The organism is Prevotella sp. khp1, assembly GCF_900102205.1.
GTDB lineage: Bacteria > Bacteroidota > Bacteroidia > Bacteroidales > Bacteroidaceae > Prevotella > Prevotella ruminicola.
In genome coordinates this window covers 1,088,217-1,105,801 of sequence record NZ_FNJZ01000001.1, presented here as the reverse complement: position 1 = coordinate 1,105,801, position 17,585 = coordinate 1,088,217, and the positions used below count along the sequence as shown (strand labels likewise).

The window sequence follows — 17,585 nt, the reverse complement described above, 5'->3', positions numbered from 1 at the left end:
GAACAAATCTACAGATTTTCGTATAAAAAGTCGAGCGCATATTATAAATAAGGTGTAAATTTGCAGCAAAAACATGATTTAACGATGAAAAGGAATACACTAACAACCGTACTTATGCTGTTGGGCGCCACCATGCTGCAGGCCCAGCCGCGTTATGACATGCAGCATATCAACCGCGAACAATTAGACCGTGGCGTGGTAGCCATCCGTAGTGGCGATCAGGTGATGGTAAGCTGGCGCACCCTTACCAGCGATGCCGTAGGTCAACCCTTTGATGTGTACCGCAACGGACAAAAGCTGAATTCTAAGCCCTTGCGACAGGGTGGCACTTTTTTTGTTGACGAGGCACCGTTGACTGCCGATGCTACCTACGAGGTGCGTGGTGGCGGCAAGAACGGCTGCTATCAGTTGCGTGCCGATGCCCCTGATGGCTATCTGCCCATCAAACTGCAGAAGCCTGCCGATGGTGTAACTCCCGACGGACGTACGTTCGGCTATACGGCCAACGATGCCAGTGTGGGCGATGTGGATGCCGACGGACAATACGAAATACTGCTGAAGTGGGACCCAACCAATGCCCACGATAATGCCCACGATGGCTATACCGGCTCCACGCTGTTGGACTGCTACCGACTGGATGGTACGCTGCTGTGGCGTATTGATTTGGGTATCAACATCCGTAGCGGCGCCCACTATACACCTTTTATATTTTATGATTTGGATGGCGACGGACGTGCCGAGCTGATGGTGCGTACCAGTGATGGTACCCGCGATGGAGTGGGGCGTGTGATTGGCGATGCCAATGCCGACTACCGCCACCGTGCGCCTGCCGATGCCGAGAATCCCAAGCCCGAAGGCGAGTGGGTTAAGTATAATAAGCAGGGGCGCCCTAAAACAGGGCGTATATTAACCGGCAACGAATATATCACCGTGTTTGATGGTTTAACGGGTAAGGCTTTGGCTACCAAACCCTACGTGCCTGCACGTGGTAACCTGAGCGACTGGGGCGATAACTATGCCAACCGTTCCGACCGCATGCTGGCTGCCGTGGGCTATCTGGATGGCAAGCATGCCTCGGCCATCTTCTGTCGCGGTTATTACACCCGTACCGTGCTGGCTGCCTGGGATTGGGACGGCCACGAACTGAAGCAGCACTGGGTGTTCGACACCAATAACGAGGATGTTGGCAAGGATGGCAAGCCCCTGCACAGCTATGCCGGACAGGGTAACCACAACTTGCGTGTGGCCGATGTGGATGGCGACGGTTGCGACGAGATTACCTACGGCTCGATGGCGGTAGATCACGATGGCCGTGGATTGTATAACACCGGCATGGGCCATGGCGATGCGCTGCACCTGATGGCTTTCGACCCGAAGAGCACCGAACTGCAGGTGTGGGACTGCCACGAGAACCGCCGCGATGGCAGCGATTTCCGTAATGCCCGTACAGGCGAGGTGATTTTTAAGATACCATCAGCCAATGATGTGGGTCGCTGCATGGCGGCTGATATCGACCCCACCAATCCTGGCTTAGAGATGTGGAGTACCGATAGTCATGGCATCCGTAACATGAAGGGCGAGGTGCTTTACACCGCCGAAGATCCTGACGACCCGCAGCACAAGCAGCACCTGAAGCTGGGTGGCCGCCACCTGTCGGTAAACTTCGGCATCTGGTGGGATGGCGACCTGCTGCGCGAACTGCTCGACCACGAAACCGTGAGCAAGTACGATTGGCAGAACCATACTATTGCAGACGTAACCAAGTTCGAAGGCGTGGTGTTCAACAACTGGACCAAGTCGAATCCATGCCTGTCGGCCGATATCATAGGCGATTGGCGCGAGGAGGTGATAGCCCGCACCCCCGACAGCAGCGAGCTGCGCATCTTTGTGTCGCCCATCCCTACAGCCTATCGTATCAACTGCCTGATGGAGGATATCCCATACCGCCTTTCAACCGCTGCTCAGAACGTGGGCTACAACCAGCCATCGGAGCCCGGATTCTATCTCGGACCCGATGAAACGGTCTTTAATTTCTTAAGATAGTCGGACGGCACATCGCCGAATTCTTCTTTAAAGCAGCGACGGAAGTAGTTGATGCTGTTGAAACCAGACATGTAGGCTACCTCGGAGATAGTGTATTTGCCTTCCAGCATCAACCGCTCCGCATACTGCATCTTGTATTTTCGGATGTATTCTACGGTAGAAAGACCGGTCAGCGACTTCATCTTTCGATAGAGCGTGCTAACACTCATGCATAGTTTCTCTGCTAAGTAGTTTACATCAATTTCGCTCGAAATACGCTCATCAATCAGCTGGTTCAGCGTGTTATAAAAGTCCTGGTCAAGTTTACTCAACGACTCTTTCAGAATGGTCTGCTTCTCTGCCTGATCATTCTGTGTAGTGGGCGTGCTGAGCACCTTCGACAAGCGTTGCCGTTGTTTCAGCAGGTTATTGATACGGCTGGCCAATAACGAGTGGCTGAATGGTTTTGTGATGTACGAGTCGGCTCCCGAGTCATAGCCTTCTTCTTTGGCTGCGAGCGAGTCCTTTGCCGTAAGCAGGATGATGGGGATATGGCTGGTAGCAAGGTCGTTCTTTAATAAACGACACATCTGGTTACCATCCATGTTGGGCATCATTACATCGCTGATAATAATGTCGGGCACAATCTGTTGTGCCAGATGTAATCCTTCTTTTCCGTCTTGGGCCGTATGAATCGTAAACTGGCAGCAGAACGACTCTTCGATATACTCTCGGATATCCTTGTTGTCCTCAACAACGAGCATTGATGGCATCTCGCTGTTTTTTACGTCCGATTCTGTTGTAGCGGCAGGTTTTTCTACAGATGTATGTCTGGCAGATTCGGCATGAAGTGCGTCAGGATAGTTGTTGTCGGCCTGTAGCGTGACGGTGAAGCATGTGCCTTGACCAGTTTTACTTTCTACATTGATGGTGGCATGGTGCAACTCTACCAGACTCTTTACGAGCGAAAGACCGATGCCTGTACCCGAAACCTGATGTTCGCTGCCAGCTTGATAATAACGCTCAAACACATGTGGTAAAGCTTCGGCAGGGATGCCGTGCCCAGTATCGGCAACTGCAATTTTTACTTCGTTGTCGTGTTGCTCGATAGAAATGGTTACATGCCCCTGATCCGTATATTTGATAGCGTTCGACACCAGATTATCAACAACGATGGTGATAACCTCCTTGTCATACCACATCTCTATCATGTTCTGTACTGTCATGAATCGGATGCTCAATCTGTCGTTACGGTTCAACTCATCATATTTCAGGCATACCTCCTTAATGGTTTCTACAATATTGCCTTTTGCTACACATAGTTTGCGGTTCTGACTTTCCATCTTGCGGAACTCCAGCAGTTCGGAAATCAGATTGTTCAGGCGTAACGCACTTTGATGGATAACAGCCAGCTTGCGTTTGGCTTTCTGAGGTATCTCGCTGTTCTTTGCGAAATCCTCTAAGGGGCCGATAATCAGTGTGAGTGGTGTGCGTAGCTCGTGCGTAATGTTGGTATAGAATCGTAAACGTTCCTCGTTCAGACTCTGCTGGTGCTCGTGCTCACGTTTCTCCGACTGCAGCAGATACTCCAGGTGCAGACGGTGTTTGTAGGCATTCAGTAAGTAAACTATGAGTGCAATGATGCTTATGATATAGCAGGTATATGCCCACCAAGAGCGCCAGAATGGTGGTGTAATCACAATTTCTATTTCAGCATACTGTGTACCCCATTCCTGATTGCGTAGGCGGCAGCGCACCTGCAACTTGTATTTGCCAGGGGGCAAATCGTGGAAAATGATATTGTTTTCGGCTGTTGTGCGCCATGTGTCCTTACCGTATTCGTCTAAGCAATAGGCATACTCTACACGGTCGGCCAAAGAATAGTCCTGTATGTTGAATCGGATGCGGAAATTATTGTCGCGATAGTCCATAGTAACACGACTCTGACCTATTAGTGTAAGCGTGTTCTCGGTACTTTCTTCATCATTTCGGTAAATGGTAATGCCGGTAATAAAGATTTCTGGCGTTTCAATATGCTCCATCACATTCTCGGGCGAGAATCGGTAAAGTCCCGATGATGAGCCAAAGTAGATATTCTGGTGGTTATCTGTCGCTACCGATCCGCTTAAGAATACACCGTTCAGGAATTCCTCATTATGTCCATAGTTCGAAATGGTCTCGCACGACTGGGGCTTACAACTGATGCCTTTATTGGTGCTCATCCAGATGTTGCCGTTTGCATCCTCGGCGATAGCGTGGATATTTGCATTTTTCAGACCGTTGTTTGTCGAATATACTTTAAAATCATTGTCATTGCCTCTTGTAAAGTGTACAAGTCCTTCGGGAGTTGCTACCCACATATTGCCCTGATGGTCCTTTAAAATCTGGCTGATAGTATTTGAGGGGAACTGATTCGTGGTATTAAAACGCTTCAGTAATTGGAATGTTGCATTGTAGATTTCCAGACCGCCACCATAGAATCCAATCCAGAATCTGCCTTTGGCATCCGTTTGTATGGCACGTACATCGTTAAGAAACTTAAAGGTATGCTTTGTTTTTACCTCAAGACTATTCATATCCACCTCGAATAATCCATTATTGGTTCCAACCAGCATTATTCCTGCTTGCTTATGTTCATAGAATGTACGTACATCAATGCCGTCGGATGCGAATATCTTCTTGAAGTTATTTCCTCCCTTGGGGCATACGTATGCATTGTCTCTGAAGTTACCCAGCCATAGTCGGCCCTTCGAGTCGCGGATGGCTGTTTGAATGGTGCTTAGCTCCTTTTGTTGATAGGATGCAATTTTCTTGCCGTCGTGCGAATATACTTCCACACCTTTGCCATCGGTTCCGGTCCAGATATTCTGTTCGTTATCAAGCGCAATGCTGAGTATGGATTGTGCATTAATGTTCTTGCTATATATATAATGTTGACGACTTATGCAGGTAAACATGTCCTGGCGGTGCATAATCACGTTTACACCTCCACCGTACACGCCTGCCCAGATATTACCAAAGCGGTCTTCGAAAAGGCATCGTACAGAATTACCATTCAAATTGTCGCTATTCTCTCCTTCGGAGATGTAGCTTATCGGTGGTAACTCATCGTTCGAGAAGAATCGTCGCGATAGGTCGATAACGGCTATTCCTCCCTGTTCGGTTGCCAGCCACAGGTTGGTGCCAAACTGCTTGATGTCAAAGATGCGGCGCTTCAGACGGCCATGGTCGGTAAAGTGCATGAAGCTTTTTTTCATGGAATCATAAAGGTCGAGACCGTTGTCGGTTCCTACCCAGATGTTACCTAATTTATCTTTGAATATGCAATGAATATCATTGCCCGCAATTGAACCCTGTTGGTTTGAATGACGGAAATGTGCCACCATCTTCTTGCTTTTGATGTCGATAATGCTCAATCCGTCGTTAACATGTCCGACATAAAGCAGTCCGTTGCCATCATCCATCACACACCAGGTCTGATCGCTGGGCAAGCCTTTTATGGTGTGGCGATTGTAGTGAACAAATGTACCATTCTGCTGGTCATGCTTGTCGATACCATGCCAGTAGGTCGAAATCCACATCTGTCCGTCGCTGGCAGGGTAGAGGCTGGTGATATCGTTGGTGATCAGACTATTGGGGTTGCTGTCGTCATGATAATAATTTGTGAATTGGCATTTTTCGTAATCAAAGGCGCATAGTCCGTCACGTTGTGTGCCTATCCACATAATAGGGCGCTCTGGGTCGTCGGCCACACAATTCAACTGGTTGCCCGACATACCGTTTGTTTTGTAGAATGTCTGGAAGTTCGTGCCATCGAAACGGTTCAGTCCTTCTTCGGTGGCAAACCAAAGAAAACCAAACTTGTCTTGCGTGATGGCTTGTACATAGCTACTCGACAGTCCTTCTTGATAGCCAAGCACCTTGATGGCATTGGCGCCTAGGCAGTTGACAGCTGCTTTTATGCACAAACACAAACTTATGAGGAATAATCTTTTGTACATCTTGTTCATTGTTTTTGATGTTGCAAAGGTACATAATTAATCTGAAAAAAATGCATCACAAATCGGTCAATGCACGATTTGTTACCGTATTTGCTCATTTTTTGACCTATCTTTAGTGTTAATAAAGGTAATTTTGCGCGGTCGTACCTAACATATGCTTCTAAAGTTATAAAAATTTCAATAATATAAACTGATTAATATAATTAAAAAATGACTAACTATTTTAAAAAGAGTTTGCTCATGGCATTTGTTCTTCCTGCTTTGGTGGGAGGTGTTATGTCGTGTAGCAGTGATGATGGTTATTCAGCAGTTGATAACCAGAATCCAACGATTGAATTGCTTTCGGATCACATTCAGACCGAGGCTGGAAGAGCGTTCACCATTTCGGGAACAATTAAGGATGCCGATGGTATCAAGAGTATTAACTTGAAGAGCGAGGGATTGCAGCTCGACAAGACCATCAACTTGCTTGATCTTTACGACGGACTGCAGACGGAGTACAACTTGAACTACACTTATCTCAAGAAGTTCACCACCGATTGGACTGATGACGATTCGTTCCCCGTTGTGATTACTGTTGAGGACGTGGTTGGTAACAAGCAGACAGCCCAGCTGACTGTTAGTGCCGATGGCGACTTTACCAATCCAAGCTTTACTGTAGCTCCATCCGAGGAGGTTACCGTACTGGTTGGTCCAAATCCTAAGTTCAAGCTTAACTGCTCGGTTTCGGACAACAAGGTGCTGAAGAACATCCATGTTCAGAGTACTGCTCTTGCTATCGATGAGATTATCGAGACAGGTTCGGTTTCAACATTCGATTTGAGCAAGGCATATACTTTGCCTGCCAATTTAACAGGTAACTACGACTTAACTGTAACAGTATCTGATGCTTTTGATAATCAGACCTCTACTTCAACAAATATTGTTGTAAGCGAGATGCCCGACTTCGATAAGATGTATCTGGCTGATGTAGAGACAGCTGCTGAGTTGTCGAGTGATGTATTTGGCGTACCTATGCTGATTGATCACACTGGTGCCTATGAGTACACCGCTCATTATTATAACCAGAAGGCTGGCACAAAAGTTCGCTTCATCCCTCAGATGACCGATTTCGAGCCTATCTGCTTCGGTCCTGATGCCGATAACAACAGTGTTTTTGCTAACGATCCCGAGACTTCGCAGAGCATCGTTCTCGACAAGGTTAGCTACTACGAGATTAAGTTCAACACCAAGACTGGTAAGTATAGTGTTAACACCTATACACCTGATCCAGTGACGGTTACTTTGCATGGTAAGAAATATACCTATCCTCTTACCTTAAATGGTACTACAACATTCGATTTTGGTGATGGTAGTGGTGATCAGCCTGCGCAAATCTGTCTGGCTGGTGCCGGACTGCCCGATGGTGCTGGTAACTGGACGACCAATCAGAACGCTGGCGCTTATATCCTGAATCAGGATGCCAAGAACCCCTATCTGCTCTATCGTGAGGGTACCTACGAGGCAGGCACACAGATTGAGTTCACTATCTCGGCTACTCACTGGTGGGGTTGGTGGCCAGAGCCTTTCTGGCGCTTTGACGGCAGCGATAATAACGAGAAGAACACGCTGAACGGTGGCGACAACATGAAGAAGATGACTGTACCTGCTACAGGTAAGTACCGCTTTGAGTTTGATTACCACTTGCTGCGTTCACGTCTCTATCTTGTGAAATAAACTGAAAATTATTAATTGAAAATAGAAATTTTATGAAAAAATATTTATTGACCATGCTGATTGCCGTTGTTGCGCTGGCTGCTAAAGCTCAGAACATCACGGTGAAAGGTACTGTAGTCGAGGCTTCGACCAACGAGCCATTGATTGGCGCAACGGTGAAGGTAAAGGGAACTGGTACTGGTACAGTAACTAATTTCGACGGTGAATACCAGCTGAATGTCGATAAGAATGCAACACTTGTATTCTCTTCAATCGGCTATAAGACTGTAGAACAGGCTGTTAACGGCCGTACAACTATCAATGTGTCGCTTGCCGACGAGACTAACGACCTGAACGAGGTGATAGTTATCGGTTACGGTGTGGCCAAGAAGGGCGACCTTACCAGCAGTATCTCTGCTATCAAGGGCGATAAGCTCGAGAAGTTGTCAACAGGTAACGTGATGAATGCCCTGCAGGGTCAGGTTAACGGTGTACAGGTAACAGGTGCCGGTAGCCCTGGTGCTACTCCTCGTGTTATCATCCGTGGTGTGTCAACCATTAACGGTTCCGACCCTCTCTATGTGGTTGATGGTATGCCTGTTGGTACCAACATCAACTTCCTGAACCAGAACGATATCGAGTCGATGCAGGTGCTGAAGGATGCTTCGGCCAGCGCTATCTATGGTACTCGTGCTTCGAATGGTGTTGTACTGATTACCACTAAGAAAGGTTCGGCTGGTGCCACCAAGTTCACAGCTTCGGCTACTGTAGGTTTGCAGACTCTCTCAAAGCCCGCTATTGCCGATGCTGAAGAGTATGAGAAGGTTTACAACGCCCGTTACACTAACGATGGTCAGATTTCACCTTTCACAGGTGGCGGTAACACCGACTGGTGGAACGAGGTATTTAATAAGGTAGCTGTACAGCAGAACTACAACTTTGGTTTCTCTGGTGGTAACGATAAGTTCATCTACTCAGCCAATATCGGCTACTATCGCCAGAACTCTCAGTACAAGACCGGTTACTGGCAGAAGCTCTCTGCCCGCTTCTCGATGGAGTACAACTTTAATAAGGTGGTAAAGGCCGGTATCGACTTCACACCTCGTTATGAGAACTGGGACAACACCCCAAGTTTGATGGGTGCTGTTATGAGCATGGACCCAACAACCGATGTTATGCTGCCACAGGATCAGTGGACCAGCAACCAGTATAGCAACTATGCCCGCTCTAACAATAACCAGGAGTGGAACCCCGTTGCTTCTATGTACCGTCTGGACGCAGGTGCCGACGAGTATGCACTTCTGGCTACACCTTATGTAGCTATCACTCCTATCGCAGGACTCACATTCCGTACGCAGTTTGGCGTGAACGCCCGTTTCAATATGTCTGATTCGTTCACTCCCAACTTCTATATCGACAATCTGGAGCAGGCTTCGCGCAACCAGGCTTCACGTACATTTGCTAACAACGTTGATTGGAACTGGACAAATACACTTACTTATCTGAAGAGCTTCAATAAGCATAACCTGAACCTGATGGCTGGTTATACCATGGAGCGTTTCCAGTACTATAACCTCTACGGTACCAGCTACGATATTCCTTCGAATGTAAGCACTATGCGTTACGTAAGTGCAGGTACTGACGACGATGATGCCAGCGGTTATAACTCATATACCAGCCTGATTTCATATCTCGGACGTGTAATGTACAACTACGACGAGAAGTACTACCTCACAGCCTCTGTCCGTGTGGATGGTTCTTCTAAGTTCTCTACAGGTAATAAGTATGCTACCTTCCCAGCTGTCAGCGCTGCATGGCGTATCTCTGGCGAGAAGTTCATGCAGAATCAGAATATTGTAAACGACCTGAAGCTGCGCCTTGGTTGGGGTAAGGTTGGTAACCAGAATATCGACAACTCTGCTTATCTGAGCTCTATCGGAACCATGCGCTATGTACTGGGCGACCAGGTAGTAGTTGGTTCACAGGTTAGCGGTATTGGTAACCAGAAACTGAAGTGGGAGACTGTTGAGGACTACAACGTTGGTATCGATGCAGCCTTCTTGCAGAGCCGTTTGCGTGTTACTGCCGACTGGTTCCGCAAGACCAGCCACGACATGCTGATGAAGAAGGACAACCTGCTGCTGTTGGGTTATCCCATGTGGAACGGTCAGATGTGGGAGAACGTAGGTGAGATGCGTGCCACTGGTTGGGAGTTAGGCTTTAACTGGCAGGATCATGCCGGCGACTTTAACTATGGCGTAGGCATCAACCTCTCGAGTGTTAAGAACAAGGCCATCACTCTGAATGGCGATTATATCTATACCGGTAGCCACAATGGCGATTACATCATCCGTAACGAGGCTGGTCAGCTGATTTCTCAGTTCTACGGCTACGTGGTAGATGGTATCTTCCAGAGCGAGACCGAGGTGCGCTCTTATACTAGCGAGACTGGTGAGCTGATGCAGCCCAATGCCCAGCCAGGTGATTTCCGCTACAAGGATTTGAACAACGATGGTACTATCGACGAGAACGATAAGACTTACATCGGTAATCCATTCCCCGATCTCATGATGGGTATCAACCTGAATGCTTCGTGGAAGAACTTTGACTTTATGGCTCAGTTCTACGGCACATTCGGTAACGATATCTACAACCTGAATAAGGATCGTTACTTTGGTACCGATGGTCAGAACGTGATTGCCGGCACTTACGATTTGGCTTGGCGTCCAGATAACACCAATACCACCATCCCTCGTTTGTCGGTTAACGATGCTAACGGTAACCACAACAAGCCATCAACCTTCTTTGTTGAGGATGGTAGCTACATGCGTTTGAAGTTGCTGCAGATTGGTTACACACTGCCAAAGAGCGTGCTTGGTCCTAAGATGACTGCCCGCATTTCGCTGTCGGCTCAGAATCTCTTCACCATCACTGGTTACAGCGGTATGGATCCAGAAACTGCAGCCATGGGTAGTGTTACCGAGGCTGGTATCGACTGGACTGGCTATCCTAACCCACGCACCTTCCTGCTGGGTGTAAATCTCAACTTCTAATCAATTAAAGGAATACAGTTATGAAAAAAATAATATTTGGCTTGACATTAGCCGCAGGACTTTCGCTGACCAGTTGCTCTAGCTTCTTGGAAGAGCCTATTCTGGGACAGCAGGACATGGAGAACTACTTTGCCACCGAGGATGAGTGCGCCAACCAGGTAATTGGTTGCTATGCTTATCTGGCTTGCGACGACTGGTGGCAGATTTACAAGCACTACGGCTTGGTTGATATGTGTACCGACGATGAGTGGATGGGTAACACCACTCAGGAGCCTGGCGATTACAAGCCCCTGTCGCACTATACCGGTAATACCGTCGAGGGTGGTAATGCTGTTCAGAACTTCTACCAGTACCGCTGGAAGGGTATTCTGCAGTGTAACATCGCTATCCAGAAGATTCCTGAACTTACATTCAACGACGAGAGCTATCAGAACCGCCTGATTGGCGAGGCTAAGTTCCTGCGTGCGTTTATGTTCTTCGACCTGGTTCGTAACTTTGGTGGTATGCCTATCGTCGAGGGCCTGCTGATGCCAAGCGAAATCCAGGGCATCGAGCGTGCTTCGTTAGAGGATAGCTATGCCTTTATCGAGAACGACCTGCTGGATGCTATCAAGTATCTGCCACTGCGCTCAGAGTATGCTGCTGCCGATATGGGTCGTGCCACCAAGGGTGCTGCTCAGGGCCTGCTGGGTAAGGTTTATCTGTATCAGGAGAAGTATAACGAGGCTAAGACTCAGCTCGATGCTGTAATCAACAGCGGCGAGTACGAGCTGCTCGACGACTTTGCAAAGGTATGGAGCATGGACTATAATAACAGCAAGGAGGGACTGTTTGAGTTCCAGACCAGCGACGATACCCGTTATGGTGTGGGCGAGCGTTTCTCGGTTGTAGTAGGTTCGCGCGACGACTCTGGTTGGTCGTGGGGTGGTCCTACCAGCAATCTGGAGAAGGCCTTCAAGGATGCCGGCGACGATATCCGTCTGAAGTACACCATCATGCGTCATGGTCAGACCAGCGTTCCTGGCGATCCAACATGGACCGAGGATAATCCATATATTATCTCTCCAAGCAAGCACAAGAGTGCGCGTGCTAATATGAAGCTTTACATTCCTGTTGACCGTCGTCCATCACCTTACGATGCAGCTCACATCCCCTTGAACTATCGTGTTCTGCGTTATGCCGATGTACTGCTGATGAAGGCCGAGGTTGAGAATGCACTTGGCAACGATACCGAGGCACAGAAGGCACTGAATCAGGTTCGCGACCGTGTAAACCTCGATCCTGTGACCTCTACTGGCAAGACACTGCGCGATGCCATCCGTCTGGAGCGTCGTTTGGAGCTGGCACTCGAGGGTAACCGCCTGTTCGACCTCCGTCGTTGGAAGGATGATAACGGCAAGCCTGCTATCTGCAACGTGATGGGTGCTAATGGTTCATTCGTTCGCTACAACACGGTTGAGAGCACCGACGAGTGGGAGATTTCTAACCAGAACGAGGCTTCGGACAAGGGTATCAACTTCGACGAGACCCGCGACCTGCTGTTCCCAATTCCAAACTCTGAGATCACCATGTCGAATGGAAGCATCAAGCAGAATCCTGGTTACAAATAATAATTTATGAAGAAGATATTAGTAACTCTTTTAACTATCATAAGTCTGGGCAGCTATGCCCAGACTTCTTTGCTTTCTGACTTCGAAGACGGCACTACTGGAAAGTTAAGTATTAATAAGGATTATAAAGGCAGTCTGTTTTCTACCAAGCCCCGTGTCATGGATAATCCTTCAAAATCAGGTATCAATACCTCTGAAAAATGTGTTGGTGCTGTTAATATAGCCGATGCCGATTGGGAGAAGAATTTCCTGATTCTCGATCTGAATGAGCCAGTGGTTATCAGCGACGAGAACCGCATCCTCACCATGTCGGTTTATCGCTCCATCCAGCCCAAGGATATGCGTATAGGCTTTAACGGCTACGAGGAGGCTGAACAGATGTATATCGGAAAACTGTCGGCCGATGCCACTTGGGAGCGTATCAGTATCGATATGGCCGACTATGTTGGTAAGACTTTGAATACCATCTATATTGTTCTGAGCTGTAACTGGAGCGATCCACGTTCGGGTTGGGGCGAGGCCACCTATTGTTTCGATGATATCTCGCTGGGTGCAGGCGAGGCGCTGCCCCCTGCCGAGGTGAAGATTGATTTGAGCAAGACTTATCAGACCGTGCTGGATTTTGGTGCCAGCGACTGCTGGACCTCCGAGTATATCAGCGATTATTTTGATGCCACCCAGAAAGAGAATGCTGCACGCTGGCTGTTCAGTCAGCAGATGGATGCCAACGGCAATCCCGAGGGTATCGGTTTGTCGTGCTGGCGCGTTAATCTGGGTGCCGGTTCTGCCTCGCAGGGCTCATCAAGCAATATCGACGATGAGACACGCCGTGCCGAGTGCTTTATGAAGGCTGATGGCACCTACGACTGGTCGGTTTGCGACGGTCAGCAGTGGTTCATGAAGCAGGCCAAGGACTACGGTGTAGATCATTTCCTGCTGTTCTCAAACTCTGCACCCATCTATTACACCAAGAGCGGCAAGGCCAATACCAACAACCAGAGTCTCTCGTGCAATCTGAATGACGATTGTTACGACGACTTTGCCGAGTTCCTGGCCACCACCACCAAGCACTTTGTGGACGAGGGTTATAACGTGACCTATATCGACCCTGTTAACGAGCCCCGTTTCGACTGGAAAGACGGTCAGGAAGGTTCACCATGGGAGAATGCCAACATTGCCCAGCTGGTTACCGAGCTGGATAAGAGTGTTACCAGCCGCAATCTTAATACAAAGATTCTTATTCCCGAGGCCAGCTCGTGGGATCTCCTGTATAGCGGTAGCGGTCGTGCTGCCAATCAGATTGATGCTTTCTTCAATAGCAGCAGCTCAAACTATATCGGCAACTTGCCATCGTTGGCCAAGGTGGTTGCCGGTCATAGCTACTGGACTTTTGGTAACAATACCGACCTGAAGGATATTCGTGAGGCTGTGCGCGATGCCGCCAGCGAGTACGGACTTGAGGTGATGCAGACAGAGTGGTCGATGCTCGATGCCGAGCCATCTACTTCGGCAGGTTTCCCTGCCAGCTACGATGCCGCTACCAAGATGGATATCGCACTCTATATGGGTAAGTTGATCTACTGCGACCTGAACTACGGCAATATGTCGGGCTGGTCGTACTGGACAGCCTTTGCCCAGGAAAAGTGGAGCCAGAAAAACCGTTTCTACCTTATCCGTATGAACGCCAAGGGCGACACCAGCGATGAGAGCTATCGCGATATCAAGAACGGTGGTACACTTACTGCCGATAAGAACCTGTGGGTACTGGGCAACTACAGCCGCTTTATCCGTCCTGGCTACAAGCGCGTGGATGTGAGCGGTGCCGATGAGATGAATGCCTTGATGGCTTCGTCGTGGTTGTCGGCCGATGGCAACACGCTGGTAACGGTGCTGGTAAACATGAATCGTATCAGTCGTAACATTGCGCTTTCGCTCGACGGCCAGTCGGTACAGAGTGTTAAGACGTATGTTACCGATAAGGATCGCGATCTGGAGTTGGATAGTTCGCTCAGCGATGTGTCGGATATGGACATCCCAGCCCGCTCGGTGGTTACCGTTGTTACAACACTTGGTACCGCTTCGGGCATCAGCACAGCCAAGACCGAAACTACTAAGGGCAACAACAAGATCTATGCCCTTGATGGTCGTCAGCTGTCACATCCGCAGAAGGGTATTATTATTAAGAACGGTAAGAAATTTGTGGTAAAATGAGATATCAATGGTTAATAGGTCTGACAGCCATAGTAACAGCCTGTCAGGCAGCCGACTTTAAAATAGAGGTCAGTCAGCCCCGTCAGCACATCCAGCACTTCGGTGCTTCCGATGCCTGGTCGATGCAGTTCATCGGCTTGTGGGATAACGAGGCCGAACAAGAGAAGATTGCCGACTGGCTTTTTTCGCTCGAGAACGATGCACAGGGCAAACCCAAGGGTATTGGCCTATCGGTTTGGCGCTTCAACTTAGGTGCCGGTAGTGCCGAGCAGGGCGATGATGCGCAGATACAGCCAGGCACACGTACCGAGTGTTTCCTTACCAAGGATGGCACCTACGATTGGACCAAGCAGCCCGGACAGCGCAAGTTCCTGCAGATGGCCAAGAAGCGTGGCGTGCCTTATTTTCTGGCATTCCTTAATTCTGCGCCTGTTTATTTCACTCAGAACGGACTGGCCACCAATACCGGTCGTGGCGGCAACATCAACCTGAGGGATGATTGCTACGACGATTTTGCCCGCTTCATGGCTACTGCCGTCAAGGGTATCGAGCAGCACGATGGTATCCACTTTGATTATCTGTGCCCTGTAAACGAGCCCGATGGTCATTGGAACTGGCTTGGTCCTAAGCAGGAAGGTTCGCCTGCTACCAACCGCGAGATAGCCCGTCTGGTACGCGAAACAGGTAAGGCTTTCAAGAAGCAGGGCCTGACCACCCAGATTATCGTTGACGAGTCGAGCGACCTGCGCTGTATGCTGGCTACCCACGAAACCAACTGGGAGCGTGGCTATCAGATACGCACCTTCTTCTCGAAGGACAGCACAAAGACTTATCTGGAAAATGTGCCCAACGTGCCCAAGCTGATGGTTGGCCATAGCTATTGGACCAACACCCCCGTGCCTTATATGCGCGAGATTCGTGAGCAGTTGCGCGATACCATTGCCAAATACGGCTTGAAGTTCTGGCAAACCGAGCTCTGTATCATGGGTAACGACGATGAGATCGGCGGTGGCGGCGGCTACGACTTCTCGATGAAGACCGCCCTTTACGTGGCTCGTGTCATTCATCACGACCTGGTGTTTGCCGATGCCGAAAGCTGGTCGTGGTGGCGCTCGGTAGGCGAGGACTACAAGGATGGTTTGATACGTGTTTATACCTCCGACCAGATGAAGAGTGGTTATGCCGTAGATTCGCGCCTGATGTGGGCGTTGGGCAACTACAGCCGCTTTATCCGTCCAGGTGCTGTGCGCTATGAGGTGTCGTCGTCGGCCGAGTTCGATCCCTACGGTGTGATGTGCTCAGCCTATCGCAATGCCGATGGCAAGTGGGTGGCTGTGGTCATCAACTATAGCAACCAGTTGCAGCCCTTCAACCTCAGTCTGTCTGATGGTCAGGCGCGCCAGTGGCACATGTATCGCACATCCGATGTGTCGGGCGAAACATTAAAGCCTGTGGGTGTAACAGCTGGCAGCCAGCAACTGCCTCCCCGCAGCATTACAACGTTTATAACTGAATAATTAATATAATTGAAAACAATTTTGGGGTCTCCCGCCGGTTGATGGCGGGGGACCTTTTTTTGTTTTTTACTATGCCGTAAAATAATCCATGCTTTATCGTTGTTTTTTCTATGTGTGTTGTACGGGAAATACATTACCTTTGCACCGTGAAAATTAAAAACGTTTAAAGATATGCAAAGCTATAACAAAGGTTTTCTGTATTTCATCTGCGCCGTGTCGGCCATGGGCGGACTGCTTTTTGGTTACGACTGGGTGGTGATAGGCGGTGCCAAACCCTTTTATGAGTTGTATTTTGACATTAGCCATTCGCCTTTGATGCAAGGTGTAGCTATGACTACTGCCTTGATTGGTTGTCTGGTAGGCGCTATGGTGGCAGGTGCCGCTGCCGATAAGTACGGTCGCAAACCGCTGTTGATGACATCGGCAGTACTGTTTACGGTGTCGGCCATCGCCACGGGCTTGTTCAATGATTTCACCTTATTTAATATCGCCCGTTTTGTGGGTGGTATAGGCATCGGTGTGGCTTCGGCCTTGGCACCTATGTATATAGCCGAGGTGAGTCCGGCTGAGATTCGCGGTCGCATGGTGAGTCTGAACCAGATGACCATTGTGCTTGGTATACTTGGTGCGCAAATCGTAAACATGCTGTTGGCGCGCGATACGGCTGTAGCCGAGAGTCAGGCGTGGAATGTAGAGTGGGGCTGGCGCTGGATGTTCTGGGCCGAAACCGTTCCTGCAGCGCTGTTCCTACTGATGAGTTTCTTCATACCCGAGAGCCCAGTGTATTTGGCATTAAAGCAGGGCAAAACTGATGGCTCGCTGAAGCGCGAGGCTGGTTTGGGCGAACTGTTCCAGCAGAAATATGGCAAGGTTTTGCTGTTGGGTTTGGTTATAGCCGTATTCCAGCAGTGGTGCGGCACCAACGTGATTTTCAACTACGCTCAGGAGATTTTTGTGGGTGCAGGCTTCGATGTGGATGGTATGTTTATCAATATCGTCATCACAGGTATCGCCAACGTGGTGTTTACCTTTGTGGCACTCTATACCATCGAGAAGTGGGGCCGCCGTACGCTCATTCTGATTGGCGCTGGCGGACTGGGACTGATTTACCTTACGCTTGGCTCCTGTTACTTTATGGGTATGACGGGCATGCTGATGGTAGCCCTGGTAGTGGCTGCTATCTCTGTGTATGCCATGACGTTAGGCCCTGTTACGTGGACGCTGTTGGTCGAGATATTCCCACACCGCGTGCGTGGCATCGCCATGGCTACGTGTACCTTTGCCCTTTGGGTGGGCTGTTGCACGCTTACCTTCTCGTTCCCATCCATGAATGCGGCTTTAGGCAGTAGCGGTACGTTCTGGATTTATAGCGGCATCTGCGTGTGTGCCTTTATCTATCTGCTGCGCAACTGCCCCGAAACCAAAGGCAAGAGTCTGGAGGAGCTGGAGAGTGAACTCGTGAAGTAGGGATAATGT

General features: G+C 49.2%; 8 protein-coding genes. 7 read left to right on the top strand and 1 reads right to left on the bottom strand.

The genetic code is table 11. From position 1 onward, the window contains the following. Window positions 1–84 precede the first annotated feature (84 nt). Complete coding sequence (locus BLR73_RS04710; RefSeq protein WP_091859473.1) at window positions 85–2,043, top strand: rhamnogalacturonan lyase; 1,959 nt, start codon at window positions 85–87, stop codon at window positions 2,041–2,043. On the opposite strand, the gene BLR73_RS04705 is transcribed toward BLR73_RS04710, so the two are convergent. Continuing rightward, window positions 2,001–6,023, bottom strand: a complete 4,023-nt coding sequence (locus BLR73_RS04705; protein ID WP_176763612.1) for a hybrid sensor histidine kinase/response regulator transcription factor — start codon at window positions 6,021–6,023, stop codon at window positions 2,001–2,003. The genes BLR73_RS04710 and BLR73_RS04705 overlap by 43 nt on opposite strands. A gap of 240 nt (window positions 6,024–6,263) precedes the next feature. Between BLR73_RS04705 and BLR73_RS04700 the strand changes: the two genes are divergently transcribed. The 6 genes from BLR73_RS04700 to BLR73_RS04675 all read left to right on the top strand — a co-directional run bounded on the left by BLR73_RS04700 (window position 6,264) and on the right by BLR73_RS04675 (window position 17,576). Continuing rightward, window positions 6,264–7,739, top strand: coding sequence for a hypothetical protein (locus BLR73_RS04700; RefSeq protein WP_091860128.1), 1,476 nt, complete (start codon window positions 6,264–6,266; stop codon window positions 7,737–7,739). Window positions 7,740–7,771: 32 nt separating this feature from the next. Continuing rightward, window positions 7,772–10,771 carry a SusC/RagA family TonB-linked outer membrane protein gene (locus BLR73_RS04695; protein ID WP_091859465.1) on the top strand — a complete coding sequence of 1,000 codons (3,000 nt, stop codon included), beginning with the start codon at window positions 7,772–7,774 and terminating at the stop codon, window positions 10,769–10,771. Window positions 10,772–10,791: 20 nt separating this feature from the next. Then, complete coding sequence (locus tag BLR73_RS04690) at window positions 10,792–12,381, top strand: RagB/SusD family nutrient uptake outer membrane protein (RefSeq protein WP_091859462.1); 1,590 nt, start codon at window positions 10,792–10,794, stop codon at window positions 12,379–12,381. A gap of 6 nt (window positions 12,382–12,387) precedes the next feature. After that, window positions 12,388–14,592: a glycoside hydrolase gene (locus BLR73_RS04685; protein ID WP_091859459.1), complete on the top strand. Its 2,205-nt coding sequence runs from the start codon at window positions 12,388–12,390 to the stop codon at window positions 14,590–14,592. Next, complete coding sequence (locus tag BLR73_RS04680; RefSeq protein WP_091859456.1) at window positions 14,589–16,109, top strand: glycoside hydrolase family 30 protein; 1,521 nt, start codon at window positions 14,589–14,591, stop codon at window positions 16,107–16,109. The genes BLR73_RS04685 and BLR73_RS04680 overlap by 4 nt, the downstream gene beginning before the upstream one ends. A gap of 171 nt (window positions 16,110–16,280) precedes the next feature. Beyond that, window positions 16,281–17,576, top strand: a complete 1,296-nt coding sequence (locus BLR73_RS04675; RefSeq protein ID WP_091859453.1) for an MFS transporter — start codon at window positions 16,281–16,283, stop codon at window positions 17,574–17,576. The last annotated feature ends 9 nt before the right edge of the window (window positions 17,577–17,585 follow it).